The organism is Kitasatospora sp. NPDC058478 (assembly GCF_042720345.1).
GTDB lineage: Bacteria > Actinomycetota > Actinomycetes > Streptomycetales > Streptomycetaceae > Kitasatospora.
Window position 1 is genome coordinate 163,617 of sequence record NZ_JBHXML010000004.1, and the last position, 12,064, is coordinate 175,680.

The following is a 12,064-nucleotide window of genomic DNA, read 5'->3' on the forward strand; positions in this document are numbered from 1 at the left end:
GCGTGGCGGCGTCGCGGCGGCTGCGCCATCCGCCGCCCAAACGGTAGGCTTTCCGTGTGATCTTCAAGCGCATCGGCAATGGGCGGCCGTACCCGGATCACGGCCGGACGAGCACCCGACAGTGGGCTGACGTCGCCCCACGCCCGGTGCGGCTCGACCAGCTGGTGACCACCAAGGGGCAACTCGACCTCGAAACCCTGCTCGCCGAGGACTCGACCTTCTACGGGGACCTCTTCGCGCACGTGGTGAAGTGGCGCGGCGACCTGTACCTGGAGGACGGACTGCACCGGGCGGTGCGGGCCGCACTGCAGCAGCGCCAGGTGCTGCACGCCCGGGTCCTCGAAATGGAATGACGGACCCTCTGCACGGGCTCCTGGACCGCCCCCTCGCCACCCGGCGGAGGGCGGTCCGCGCGTACCCGGGTACCCCCTTTCGGGTACCGGCGTACTCCAGATGATGATCATTTAGTACCTTCGCAGCCGGACGGCACTACGCTGCTGACTACGGCCGCGACCAGGGGATCCGCCCGCACCACGGGATCCACTCGCACCAGCCGATCCGTCATCCCGACCCCGCCCTGGCACGAGGGGGAGACAAACCGTGAGCATGTTGACTCCCCAAGGCCTCAAGGGGAAGCAGTACCGCGTCACCGGCAACGCCTATCCACGACTCGGCCGGCCCCCGAGGAAGAGCCGCAAGGTGATCTCCGGGCTCGCGAGCCTGCTCGCCCTGGCCCTGATCGGCCTCGGTGGCGTCCAGCTCTACGACATCTTCAGCGGGAAGAACAAGAACTCCTCCGCCCAGGCCTGCGTGACCCCGTCGGGCAAGCCGCTGGCCGCCCCCTCCCCGGGCGCCACGCCCGGTGCGCCCACCGCCTCCGGCGCGCCCGCCGCCCCGGGCGACCCGCACGCGATCCCGCAGCCGGCCGGCGTCACGGTGAACGTCTACAACGCCACCGCCAAGGGCGGCCTGGCCGGCCGGACCGCCGAGGAGCTCAAGAAGCGCGGCTTCACCATCGGCAAGGTCGGCAACGCCCCGGCCGAACTGGACAAGAAGGTGCCCGGCACCGCCCAGGTGATCGCCGGCCCGGCCGGCGCCGGCGCCGCCACCCTGCTCGGCTCGCAGATCGCCGGGGCCACCACCACCGCCGACGCCCGCACCGACGGCACCGTGGACTTCGTGGTCGGCGACAGCTACAACGCCCTGCTGGACGAGACCCAGGCGGCCGCCGCCCTCGCCCTCGCGACCAAGCCGTCCCCCACCCCGACCGCCACCGGCAGCTGCTGAGGCCGGTCGTCCCGCGCAACAGGAGAGCCCCCCGGCAACGCGCCGGGGGGCTCTCGTCCGTTCGGGGGATCCGCTCAGCCGGCGGTGCCGTACAGGCGGTCGCCCGCATCGCCGAGGCCGGGCACGATGTAGCCGTTCTCGTTGAGCCGCTCGTCCAGGGCGGCGGTGACCACGGTGACCGGCAGGCCGGCCAGCTCGCGCTTCATCACCTCGACGCCCTCGGGCGCGGCCAGCAGCACCACGGCGGTGACGTCGGTGGCGCCGCGCTCGATCAGCATCTTGATCGCCACGACGAGGGTGCCGCCGGTGGCCAGCATCGGGTCGAGCACGTAGACCTGGCGGCCGGAGAGGTCGTCCGGCATCCGGGTGGCGTAGGTGGAGGCCTCCAGGGTCTCCTCGTTGCGCACCATGCCGAGGAAGCCGACCTCGGCGGTCGGCAGCAGTCGGGTCATCCCGTCCAGCATGCCGAGACCGGCGCGCAGGATCGGCACGACCAGCGGGCGGGGGTAGCTGAGGCGGGTGCCGAGCGTGACCGCCACGGGGGTGGTGATCTCCACCTCGTCGGTGCGGACGTCCCGGGTGGCCTCGTAGGCGAGGAGGGTCACCAGCTCGTCGGTCAGGCGACGGAAAGTCGGCGAGTCGGTGCGCTCGTCGCGCAGGGTGGAGAGCTTGTGGGCCACCAGGGGGTGGTCGACGACGTGGAGACGCATGTATCGAGGTTAGCCCGGGTCTGCACGCCTGTACGACTCGCCGCGTGCCGACCGCCCCGTCGCCGGGGTGCACCCGGCCGTATCGCGCCGTGACGCCCCGCGAATGTCCGGACGGAAGCGCCTCCTGTGGTATCAACCGGGCTGATCTGGGAATGTCACGTCTTATGACGAGCAACCCGAACGCCGGGGACGGCTCGGCGGACGAGCCCGCAGGCCGGTCGGGCAATCGCCCCGGCCCGCCACAGGACCCCCCGGAGACCGAGGCGGACCGCCGCAGGCGGCGGGCCGTCTTCCTGCGCGAGCTCACCGAGGCCCGCGAACTCCGGGAGCGGGTCCAGCCCCGGCGGACCAAGGAACGGCGGATGCGCGAAGCCATGCGGATGCGAACCTTCCGGATCTGACGAGGATCCGAAGCGGTTCCGGCGCGGCTCCCCCCGCAGCTCCCCCTGCGGCTCCGCCGACCGGCCGGTCCGGATCCGGCGGGCCCCGGGCGGTGGTGCCGGCGCCACACCGGCCGCCGGCCGGCCCTTCCGACACGACCTGCAAAGACGCGCTGCCGAACACCCCCCGCAAGGGCGGGCTTTCTGTCACGATTCCGATGGGACGGTCCGAACGAGCGGACCGCCTCTGGCGCGGGGGCGGCCAGATTTTCGCGTTGCCCGAGCGCGCCGACAGCCGAGACCGAGATCTTGGGAGTGTCCCTGGTGGCGTACTTCGCTGCAGTGCTTGCTCGCACCGAGGACGGGTGGGATGTGAGCGAGACGGAGCTCGACGACGTCGAAACCCTCGCCGACCTGACCGAACTGGCCCGCGACTCCACGCAGGACGACGACAGCGTCCTGATCTTCATCGAACAGGAGGACGCCTGGTTCGCCATCGTCCGGGTGGACGGCGAGGAGGACCCGCGGATCTTCGTGTCCGACGGCGCCGCCGCCGCCCGCAGCTCCTACGGTTCCGTCCTTACCGACGAGCTGGTCGACCAGGCCGGTGAGAGCGAGTTCGGCGACCTGGACCACCTGGTCGTCGAGCTGGAGGAGGACGAGGAGGCGCAGGAGCAGGACGAGGACGCCCGCAGCGGCGTCCCGGTCGGCCCGCTCGGCGACGCCCACCTGCTCACCGAGTTCGGCCTGGCCGCCGAGGAGCTGCTCGCCCTCAGCGGCGAGGGCGCCGTCCCGGGCGACGCCCTGGAGGAGATCGCCGAGGCCCTCGGCTGCGGCGAGGTCCTGGAGGCGGTCCGGTAGCGGGCGGTGACCAGGCCGGTGACCAGGCCAGTGCCCACCGCCGGATACCCGACACTGGATGCCATGCAGTCCGCATCCGCCCCGCAGGCCGTCCCCCGCATCGCCCCGCTGCCCGCCCCCGTCCGCCCCGACCCGGTCCGCGACCGCTGGGCGGCGCCGATGCGCCTCGCCATCGCCGAGGCCGCCCTGGCGCCGGCCACCGGCGACGTCCCGGTCGGGGCGCTCGTCCTGGGCCCGGACGGCGAGGTGATCGGGCGCGGCCACAACGAGCGCGAGGCGGTCGGCGACCCGACCGCGCACGCCGAGGTGGTCGCGATCCGGCAGGCGGCCGAACGGATCGGGGAGTGGCGGCTCAGCGGCTGCACCCTGGTCGTCACCCTGGAGCCCTGCACGATGTGCGCCGGCGCCATCGTGCTGTCCCGGATCGACCGGGTGGTCTACGGCGCCCTCGACGAGAAGGCCGGCGCGGCCGGCTCGCTCTTCGACGTGATGCGCGACCGCCGTCTCAACCACCGCCCCGAGGTGGTCTGGGGCGTCCTCGCCGACGAGTGCGGCGAGCAGCTGCGCGAGTTCTTCGAGTCCCACCGCTGACGTCCGGCGTCGACTTCCGCCGCCGGGTCCCCCGCCGGCCGCCCGTCCCTATGGATTTCGTGACCGCGCACCCGTCCGGTAGAGTTCCCCTCGGTAGCGTGTCCGAGCGGCCAAAGGAGCACGCCTCGAAAGCGTGTGTGGGGGCAACTTCACCGTGGGTTCGAATCCCACCGCTACCGCTGGAAAGCCCGAAGGCCCGTCCGATCCGGACGGGCCTTCGGCGTTTCCGCGCACCCTCGAACGCGAAAAGGGCTCCGTACTCCGGGCTGATGACCACCAACGCCCGGAGAGTACGGAGCCTGGAAAGGGGGAGCGGCTCGGGGGGACGACCGCTCCCCCGGCGGAGTCCCACAACCGGCGCCGCGTCGGGGGGAAGCCGCGGCGCCCGGTCCCACAGCGGGGAGCTCCGGATCCACGCACCGGGGATTCCTGCCAGATCCTCGGCACGTCTCCCATCCTGCCGCCCGGGCCGCTTCCGGGCATCCGGAGAAAGGCCCCACTCACGGGGACCTTCGTCCCGCCGGGCGAACGCGTCGCACACTTGATAGCCCGTCCGATGGATAAGCTGCTTCCGCAGGGCCGCTCGGGGACCCGGATGGCGGCGGCCCACAGCAGGAGAGGACGACACCCGATGGCGCAGGCGAAGAAGATCGGCATGGCCCTCCTGCTCATCTTCGTCCTCTACTCGATCATCAGCTCGCCGGCCCGCTCCGCCCAGCTCGTCCAACTGGGCTTCGAGGGCATCTCGAACGCGGCCAAGGCGGTCGGCACCTTCATGACCGGACTGATCAAGTGAGCGCTCCGCTCGCGTAGGGCCCGTCGTCCCGCCCCGGCGCACCGGCTACGGTGTGCGGGACCCTCTGTCCCCGTCCGCGAGGAGCGGCAATCGTGATCCGGCATCTGGTCCTGTTCAAGCTCAACGAAGGCGTCCGCAAGGACGACGAGCGCGCGCTCGCCGGCGCCAAGGCGTTCGCCGAGCTGGGTTCGCTGATCCCCGAGCTGCGCGAGTGGGAGTGCGGCTGGAACACCACCGAGCGGGACATCGCCCACGACTACGCGATCAACAGCCTGGTCGAGGACCGCGACGCCCTGCACGCGTACCTGACCCACCCGGCCCATCAGGCCGCGGCCGGTCAGTGGCGCGAATTCGCCACCTGGGTGATCGCCGACATCGAGGTCTGACACCCGAGGCACCCGGGTCCGTCCCTCGGACGGCCCGCCGCGCCCCGTCCGGCCACCGGACGGGGCGCCTTGCTCCGCCCCGGAACGATCCGTGCGGCGCCTGGGCGGGAAGCCCGGTGAAGCCCCGATGCCGCACCAACACACCTCCGCCGGGTGCTTGCCCGACCTGCGCCCGCCTTGTGATGCTATGACCGGTTTTGCCGGACATGGCGAGGTGGTGAAGCAGCCGCGACACCCGATCCGCAGGGCCCTTCGTTATCGACTGAGGGAGGGGTGACGTGTCCGACGAGGTACTGGCGTCGATCATCAGCCCGGCCGGCGAGCTCCGCCCGGACGGTCTGCGCGGCCCCGGCGGCCGCCCCGCGGTGGACGTCCGGACGCTGACCCGGGTGCTGTTCGAACGGCTCGCGGAGCTGCCCCCGGGCACCCCCGAGCGGGAGCGGGTCCGGGCCGCCCTGATCGAGGTGAACATCCCCCTGGTCCGCTACGCGGCCACCCGCTTCCGCAGCCGCAGCGAGCCGATGGAGGACGTCGTCCAGGTCGGCACCATCGGCCTGATCAACGCGATCGACCGGTTCGACCCCACCCGCGGCGTCCAGTTCCCCACCTACGCACTGCCCACCATCCTCGGCGAGATCAAGCGCTACTTCCGGGACAACGTCCGCACCATGCACGTCCCGCGCCGGCTCCAGGAGCTGTGGGTCCAGGTCAGCGGCGCGATGGAGGAGCTGACGGTGCTGCACGGCCGGGCCCCCAAGGTGCCGGAGATCGCCGCCAGCCTGCGGATCCCCGAGGAGGACGTCCGGGCCTGCCTGGACGCCGGGCGGGCCTACAACGCGGCCTCGCTGGAGGCGGCGCAGGAGCACGAGGGCGGACTCGCCCTGCTGGACCGGCTCGGCTACGAGGACTCCGCGCTGGCCGAGGTCGAGCACCGGGACATGGTCCGCCACCTGCTGGTCCAGCTGCCCGAGCGGGAGCGGCGGATCGTGATGCTGCGGTTCTTCGCCAACCTGACCCAGTCACAGATCAGCACCGAGCTGGGGATGTCCCAGATGCACGTCTCGCGGCTGCTCTCCCGCATCCTGACGAGGCTTCGGACCGGCAACTCCTGGGAAGACTGAGATTGCAGCGCGTTACCCTCGCGTGACATCTTGCGACGTTCGGGTTTGCCGTGCACCGTGTTCCGGTATGGAGGGGGAGGGCCCCCGCCGGGAACCTCCGTGCGACGGCCCCCGTTCAACTGTCAGTCACAAGGGGGTGGGCGCATGTCCGGAGAGCTGGGCACTGCGGAGATCCACGCTGGTCAGGCCAACGGTACGGCTGTCGCCGAGGACCGGATCCCGCTCCAGCGGGTCCCGGCCGCCGCGCCGCCCGGGCCCGAGGCGCCGCCCGGCTCCGGGCTGGACACCCGGACGCTGTCGCGCTCGCTGTTCCTGCGGCTGGCCGCCCTGGAACCGGGCAGCGCGGAGCACACGTACGTCCGCGACACCCTGATCGAGCTCAACCTGCCGCTGGTCCGGTACGCCTCGGCGCGCTTCCGCAGCCGCAACGAGCCGATGGAGGACATCGTCCAGGTCGGCACCATCGGCCTGATCAAGGCGATCGACCGGTTCGACCCCGAGCGCGGGGTGGAGTTCCCCACCTTCGCGATGCCCACCGTGGTGGGCGAGATCAAACGCTTCTTCCGGGACACCAGCTGGTCGGTCCGGGTGCCCCGGCGGCTCCAGGAGCTGCGGCTGGCGCTCACCAAGGCCGGTGACGACCTGTCCCAGCGGCTGGACCGCTCCCCCACCGTCGCCGAACTGGCCACCTGCCTGGGGGTCAGCGAGGAGGACGTGGTCGAGGGCCTCGCGGTGGGCAACGCGTACACCGCCAGCTCGCTCGACTCCAGCCCCAGCGAGGAGGACGGCGACGGACCGCTGGCCGAGCGGCTCGGCTACGAGGACCTCGCGCTGGAAGGCGTCGAGTACCGGGAGTCGCTGAAGCCGTTGCTGGCCAAGCTGCCGCCGCGCGAGCGCCGGATCATCATGCTGCGGTTCTTCGGCAACCTCACCCAGTCGCAGATCGGCGACGAGATCGGCATCTCCCAGATGCACGTCTCCCGGCTGCTCACCAGGACGCTGACCCAGCTCCGTGAGGGTCTGATCAGCGAGGGCTGATCCTGCCCCGGGAGGCCACCCGTCGCCGTCCTGGCAGGCTGCGCGTCAGCCTGCCGGGACGGCGTCGTCCATCGCCCGGCCGACCACTGCGGCGGCGCGTTCGACGACGAGTTCGACGACGAGTTCGGCGGCGCGCAGGTAGTCGGCGAGGACGGGTCCGCGGTCGGCGCCGACGGCGTGCGCGCGGGGGCCGAAGTCGTCGGCAACGACATGGTTCAGGCCATCACTGCACAGGGCCACAGCGCACCACGGCGCCCGCCCGCCCGGCCGTCCAATAGCCGCCGGGATCACGGGCGTTGGCCTTACCGCGGCAGCCCGGGACTGCGCCCGACCAGCGCCGTTCGACCGGCTCCGGCGCCGCTTTCCGCCCGGCCCCGATTGCACCGGACTCGGTCCGCCGATCGACCGCGCGTGCACCTCCATTGCATATTCGGACTGTCACATGGCACAGCGGTGCCCGATATTGCATGAACCTGCCCAAGGCGTCGGCAAGATGTGCAAGAGTGTCATGCGCGACGACGACAGTGTAGGTGTCCGGTGGTCCGCCCAAGCCGCACGGGCGGTAACCAGGTGTAGCTCTCAGCTTCCGCTTTTTCATTCTCAATTCATTATTTGCATGGCCGGTCCGGTTCCGGTCACAATCGGCGCCTTCATGGCTTCGCCATGAACGTTGGTAACAGGTTCGCTGCACTCTCGCCCAATTGGTCCCTCGCAGAGGCCCCCCTCGACCAGGATGGGCGCCGGGCAGCCTGCTGCCCGCGAACAGCTACAGGGCAGGCGAGCGCTGAGCAGCGAGGCGCCTACCCAAGGGGAGGATCACCATGGGTCGAGCGACCCGAAGAGTTGCCGCGTGCGCGGCGGCAGTTCTGCTGGCCAGCGGCCTGCAGACCACCCTGGCCCACGGCGACACGCCGCCCAGGATCGACCTCACCATCCTGGTCATCGACGACGGAGGCCCGTCGGTCGCGGCGATCACCGCCGAACTCAAGAACCAGGGCACCCCGTACAAGGTCGTCAACCTCAACGACACCAACCGTCCCATCATCAACTCCGCTTTCCTCAGCGACACGGTGAACGGCCAGCCCCGCGGGAAGTACCAGGGCATCGTCCTTCCCAACGAAAACCCCTTCCCCAACAGTGCGGCCGAGATGACGGCCATCGCGGGCTACGAAGCTGCATTCGGAATCCGGCAGATCGACGCGTACACGTTCGCCAGTCCTGCGGTGGGGCTGAACTACGCGGTGAATCCCGGTTACTACGGCACGCTGGACGGATTCCAGGGCGCCACCACCACGGCCGGCACTTCGGGCCCGTTCGGGTACCTGAAGGGCAGCGTGCCGTTCGAGGACAACGATCCGACCGTCAGCGAGAGTTACGGCTACCTGGCCACGCCACTGGCCAACCTGCCGGCCGGCGCCTCGTTCGTCCCGCTGGTCGACGCCGCGATCCCGAGCACCACCTCGCGCGGTTCGCTGGTCGGCGAGTACACGCACGACGGCCGCAAGGAACTGGTCGTCACGTTCGTCTACAACCAGTACCAGCAGCAGTACCGCCTGCTGGCCCGCGGCATGGTCGACTGGATCACCCAGGGCGTCCACCTCGGCTACGACCGCAACTACTTCGCGGCCCACGTGGACGACGTCTTCCTGGCCGACGACCGCTGGGACACCGTGCTCAAGTGCACCCCCGGCGACGTCACCTGCCCGCCCGGCACCCCGGACACGGCCAACCCGATCCGGATGACGCCGGACGACGCCCAGCACCTCAAGCAGTGGCAGACCGCCAACAACTTCACCCTGGACATGGTGTTCAACGGTGGCGGCAGCGAGGACTGGAAGGCCGACCACCAGACCACGGTGGACCCCACGGCCAACCAGATGATCGCCGACCAGAACAGCTACCGCTGGGTCAACCACACCTACACCCACCCGTACCTGGGCTGCGTCCAGGACGTCACCGTGGTGCCGTGGCGCTGCACCAAGGACTCCGCGGGCAAGACCGTCTGGACCGACCAGAACACCATCTCGGGCCAGATCAAGGACAACTTCGACTGGGCCGCCAAGAACGGCCTGAAGGTCGACCCGCAGGCCCTGGTCACCGGCGAGCACTCCGGTCTGCTGACCGCCCCGCAGGAGACCAGCGACAACCCGAACCTGGCGCCGGCGCTGGCCGCCAACGGCATCAAGTTCACCGGCAGCGACGCCTCCCGCGAGCCCGCCCAGCGGACCGTCGGCTCGTCCACGCTGACCGTGCCGCGCTACCCGATGAACGTCTTCTACAACGCCGGCACGGCGAAGGAGGAGGCCGACGAGTACAACTGGATCTACACCAGCAAGGCCAACGGCGGCAGCGGCGTCTGTGAGAACAACGCCAACTCCACCTGCCTGACGCAGCCGCTGGACGCGAACACCGGCTTCCAGTCGTACATCGTGCCGCTGGAGGCCCGGATCGACCTCGGGCACGTGCTGAGCAACGACCCGCGGCCGCACTTCATCCACCAGTCGAACCTGTCCGAGGACCGGATCCTCTACCCGGTGCTGGAGAAGATCCTCGGCACCTACCGGTCGCTGCACGCCGACAACACCCCGATCGTGAACCTCGGCGAGCGCGAGATCGGCCAGGAGTTCCAGCGCCGCGCCGCCTGGAACTCGGCCGTCTCGGCCGGCCAGGTCACCGGCTACCGGGTCGGCAACACCGTCACGGTCAACGCTCCGGCCGGTGTTCAGGTCCAGGCCACCATGCCGACCGGAACTTCTCAGAAGCTGGTCATCGGATCGACCGCCTTCGGTTCGTCCTACGCCGGTACGATCTCCGGTTGGGTGTCCCCGGGCACCCTGCAGAGCAGCGTCTCCCTGCAGCTCCCCTCGGCCGGCACCCCGGCCGCCCCGGCCGCCGTCGCCCCCGGCGTCGCGGCCAAGTCCGTCCCGGCCCCGGCCCCGGCGGACAAGAAGGTCGTCCCGCAGGGCGTCGCCACTCCCGTCCCGGTGGGCCCGAGCGACACCGGTCGTACCAGCGCCCCGACCCTGGTCCCCGGTAGCGGAACCCCGGTGCCCGGCAAGGACGTCGCCACCAACGGCAACGGCGGCACCGCCGCTGCCGCCAAGAGCGGTAAGGCCACCGGGGGGGCGGCCTCGCTCGGCACCAGTACCACCGGACGCTCCGGCAACCGGTAGCCCGCAGCACCCGATGGCGGGGCCGGGCCGGTCGCCCGGTCCGGCCCTGCCTCGGGTCCCGTTCCGGCCACCCAGACCGGACACCGAAGCAAGGAACAGGAGGGGGGACAGGAGATGCGCGTCACCCTGCTCACCGAGGGGACGTATCCGCACCAGCACGGCGGTGTGAGTGTCTGGTGCGACCAGCTCGTTCAAGGCATGCCGGACGTCGACTTCGACGTCATCGCCGTCACTGGTACCGGCCAGGAACCACTGGCCTGGGAGCTGCCCGCCAACGTGCGGTCGGTCACGACCGCACCGCTGTGGGGCCCGGCCTCCGAGGCCGGACCGCCCCGCGGCAAGGAGATGCGGCGCTTCCTCAACGCGTACGAGCGCTTCCTCCACTCCATCCTCGATCCGGTCTACACCACCCACTTCGGCACCGAGCTGTACGGCTTCGCCGACCTCGCCCGGCGCGGGCTGCTCAGCCCGGCGCTGCGCAGCGAGCGCGCCCTGCGCACCCTCCAGCACGTCTGGACCCGGGACTACCTGCCCACGGCCGTCTCCCGGCCCACCATGCACGACGCCCTGAACGCCACCGACCTGCTGGAGCACGCCCTGCGGCCGCTCTCGGTCGAACCGCCCACCGGCGGCGTCGCGCACGCCGCCAGCGGCGGGCTGGCCACCCTGCCCGGGCTGATCGCCGCCCAGCAGTACGGCGTACCGTTTCTGCTCACCGAGCACGGCATCTACCTGCGCGAGCGCTACCTCGGCTACCGCACCGGCCCGTACCGCTGGCCGGTCAAGGCGCTGCTGCTCGGCTTCTACCGGATGCTCGCCGAGGAGAGCTACCGGCAGGCCGCGCTGGTCACCCCCGGCAACCGGTACAACCGACGCTGGGAGGAGCGCGGCGGCACGCCGTCCGCCCACATCCGCACCGTCTACAACGGCGTGGACCCGGCGGCCTTCCCGCCCGCCGGGCCCGAACCCGAGACGCCGACCCTCAGCTGGGCCGGCCGGGTCGACCCGATCAAGGACCTGGAGACGCTGATCCGGGCCTTCGCCATCGTCCACCGTGAGATCCCCGAGGCGCGGCTGCGGCTCTTCGGCGGAACCCCCAAGGGCGGCGAGGCCTACCGGGACGGCTGCATAGCCCTGGCCGCCGAACTCGGCATCGCCGACTCGGTGGCCTTCGAGGGCCGCGTCGCCGACATCACCGACGCGTACGCGGCGGGCAACGTGGTCATGCTCTCCAGCATCAGCGAGGGCTTCCCGTTCACCCTGATCGAGGCGATGTCCTGCGGCCGCGCGACCGTCTCGACCGACGTCGGCGGCGTCCGCGAAGCCGTCGGCGACACCGGACTCGTCGTCCCGCCCCGCGAACCCGAACCCATGGCGGCCGCCTCGATCGAGCTGCTGCGCGACGCCGAACGGCGCGCCCGCCTGGGCGAACAGGCCCGGCTGCGGGTCATCGAACAGTTCACGCTCCGCCAGAACATCGACGGCTTCCGGGGCATCTACACCGAACTCCTCGGCACCGCCCGCTGGATGCCGGACGGAGTGGTGGCCGTCACCGACCAGACCCCCACCACCGACTGGGACCAGCAGCTCGCCGCCGCCCAGCCCCAGCACAGCGAGGTGGGCGCGTGAACGAGCGGACGAACGACAGGTGCGTGTACCGCGAAGCGGCCACCGAGCGCGGCGGGGTGGCAGCGTGAACGAGCGGAGCGAGAGAACCATCG

Annotated in this window: 13 protein-coding genes and 1 tRNA gene; 12 read left to right on the top strand and 2 right to left on the bottom strand. The window is 71.1% G+C overall.

Annotation, left to right across the window (positions count from 1 at the left end; all coding sequences use genetic code 11):
• The first annotated feature begins 56 nt into the window (after positions 1-56).
• Both ACFWPT_RS03735 and ACFWPT_RS03740 read left to right on the top strand, forming a co-directional pair.
• On the top strand, positions 57-353 hold the full coding sequence (locus tag ACFWPT_RS03735) for a type II toxin-antitoxin system VapB family antitoxin (RefSeq protein ID WP_063348635.1): 297 nt from the start codon (positions 57-59) through the stop codon (positions 351-353).
• A 253-nt stretch (positions 354-606) separates the two neighbouring features.
• Positions 607-1,287, top strand: a complete 681-nt coding sequence (locus ACFWPT_RS03740) for a LytR C-terminal domain-containing protein (RefSeq protein WP_380479338.1) — start codon at positions 607-609, stop codon at positions 1,285-1,287.
• 74 nt (positions 1,288-1,361) lie between these two features.
• Here the strand turns inward: ACFWPT_RS03740 and upp are convergent, their stop codons facing one another.
• The gene (upp, locus tag ACFWPT_RS03745) at positions 1,362-1,997 is read right to left on the bottom strand and encodes a uracil phosphoribosyltransferase (protein WP_063348633.1); all 636 of its coding nucleotides are present in this window, start codon (positions 1,995-1,997) and stop codon (positions 1,362-1,364) included.
• Positions 1,998-2,161: 164 nt separating this feature from the next.
• Here upp and ACFWPT_RS03750 point away from each other — a divergent pair, with 164 nt between their 5' ends.
• The 8 genes from ACFWPT_RS03750 (at position 2,162) to ACFWPT_RS03785 (ending at position 7,170) form a co-directional block, all read left to right on the top strand.
• Positions 2,162-2,398 (top strand): hypothetical protein, encoded by a 237-nt coding sequence (locus ACFWPT_RS03750; RefSeq protein ID WP_063348632.1) that lies wholly within the window; start codon positions 2,162-2,164, stop codon positions 2,396-2,398.
• Positions 2,399-2,701: 303 nt separating this feature from the next.
• Positions 2,702-3,238 carry a tRNA adenosine deaminase-associated protein gene (locus ACFWPT_RS03755; RefSeq protein WP_063351275.1) on the top strand — a complete coding sequence of 179 codons (537 nt, stop codon included), beginning with the start codon at positions 2,702-2,704 and terminating at the stop codon, positions 3,236-3,238.
• A gap of 63 nt (positions 3,239-3,301) precedes the next feature.
• Positions 3,302-3,829: a tRNA adenosine(34) deaminase TadA gene (gene tadA / locus ACFWPT_RS03760; RefSeq protein ID WP_063348631.1), complete on the top strand. Its 528-nt coding sequence runs from the start codon at positions 3,302-3,304 to the stop codon at positions 3,827-3,829.
• A 92-nt stretch (positions 3,830-3,921) separates the two neighbouring features.
• A tRNA-Ser gene (locus ACFWPT_RS03765) sits at positions 3,922-4,008 on the top strand.
• Positions 4,009-4,460: 452 nt separating this feature from the next.
• Complete coding sequence (locus tag ACFWPT_RS03770; RefSeq protein WP_167745863.1) at positions 4,461-4,625, top strand: hypothetical protein; 165 nt, start codon at positions 4,461-4,463, stop codon at positions 4,623-4,625.
• Positions 4,626-4,717: 92 nt separating this feature from the next.
• Positions 4,718-5,011 carry a Dabb family protein gene (locus tag ACFWPT_RS03775; protein ID WP_063348630.1) on the top strand — a complete coding sequence of 98 codons (294 nt, stop codon included), beginning with the start codon at positions 4,718-4,720 and terminating at the stop codon, positions 5,009-5,011.
• Between the two features lie 338 nt (positions 5,012-5,349).
• Complete coding sequence (locus tag ACFWPT_RS03780; protein ID WP_244293642.1) at positions 5,350-6,132, top strand: RNA polymerase sigma factor SigF; 783 nt, start codon at positions 5,350-5,352, stop codon at positions 6,130-6,132.
• Positions 6,133-6,276: 144 nt separating this feature from the next.
• Entirely contained in the window at positions 6,277-7,170 is an 894-nt protein-coding gene (locus ACFWPT_RS03785) for an RNA polymerase sigma factor SigF (RefSeq protein ID WP_063348628.1), read from the top strand.
• 45 nt (positions 7,171-7,215) lie between these two features.
• Here ACFWPT_RS03785 and ACFWPT_RS03790 read toward each other — a convergent pair whose 3' ends face one another.
• Positions 7,216-7,410: a hypothetical protein gene (locus ACFWPT_RS03790; RefSeq protein ID WP_380479318.1), complete on the bottom strand. Its 195-nt coding sequence runs from the start codon at positions 7,408-7,410 to the stop codon at positions 7,216-7,218.
• Between the two features lie 581 nt (positions 7,411-7,991).
• Between ACFWPT_RS03790 and ACFWPT_RS03795 the strand changes: the two genes are divergently transcribed.
• Complete coding sequence (locus tag ACFWPT_RS03795; protein WP_380479321.1) at positions 7,992-10,343, top strand: hypothetical protein; 2,352 nt, start codon at positions 7,992-7,994, stop codon at positions 10,341-10,343.
• Positions 10,344-10,457: 114 nt separating this feature from the next.
• Entirely contained in the window at positions 10,458-11,972 is a 1,515-nt protein-coding gene (gene pelF / locus ACFWPT_RS03800) for a GT4 family glycosyltransferase PelF (RefSeq protein ID WP_079135759.1), read from the top strand.
• Positions 11,973-12,064 lie beyond the last annotated feature (92 nt).

Coding starts and splice junctions, on each gene's coding strand:
- ACFWPT_RS03740 (WP_380479338.1), top strand. CDS start 607: ATGTTGACTCCCCAAGGCCTCAAGGGGAAGCAGTACCGCGTCACCGGC.
- upp (WP_063348633.1), bottom strand. CDS start 1,997: ATGCGTCTCCACGTCGTCGACCACCCCCTGGTGGCCCACAAGCTCTCC.
- ACFWPT_RS03750 (WP_063348632.1), top strand. CDS start 2,162: ATGACGAGCAACCCGAACGCCGGGGACGGCTCGGCGGACGAGCCCGCA.
- tadA (WP_063348631.1), top strand. CDS start 3,302: ATGCAGTCCGCATCCGCCCCGCAGGCCGTCCCCCGCATCGCCCCGCTG.
- ACFWPT_RS03770 (WP_167745863.1), top strand. CDS start 4,461: ATGGCGCAGGCGAAGAAGATCGGCATGGCCCTCCTGCTCATCTTCGTC.
- ACFWPT_RS03785 (WP_063348628.1), top strand. CDS start 6,277: ATGTCCGGAGAGCTGGGCACTGCGGAGATCCACGCTGGTCAGGCCAAC.
- ACFWPT_RS03795 (WP_380479321.1), top strand. CDS start 7,992: ATGGGTCGAGCGACCCGAAGAGTTGCCGCGTGCGCGGCGGCAGTTCTG.
- pelF (WP_079135759.1), top strand. CDS start 10,458: ATGCGCGTCACCCTGCTCACCGAGGGGACGTATCCGCACCAGCACGGC.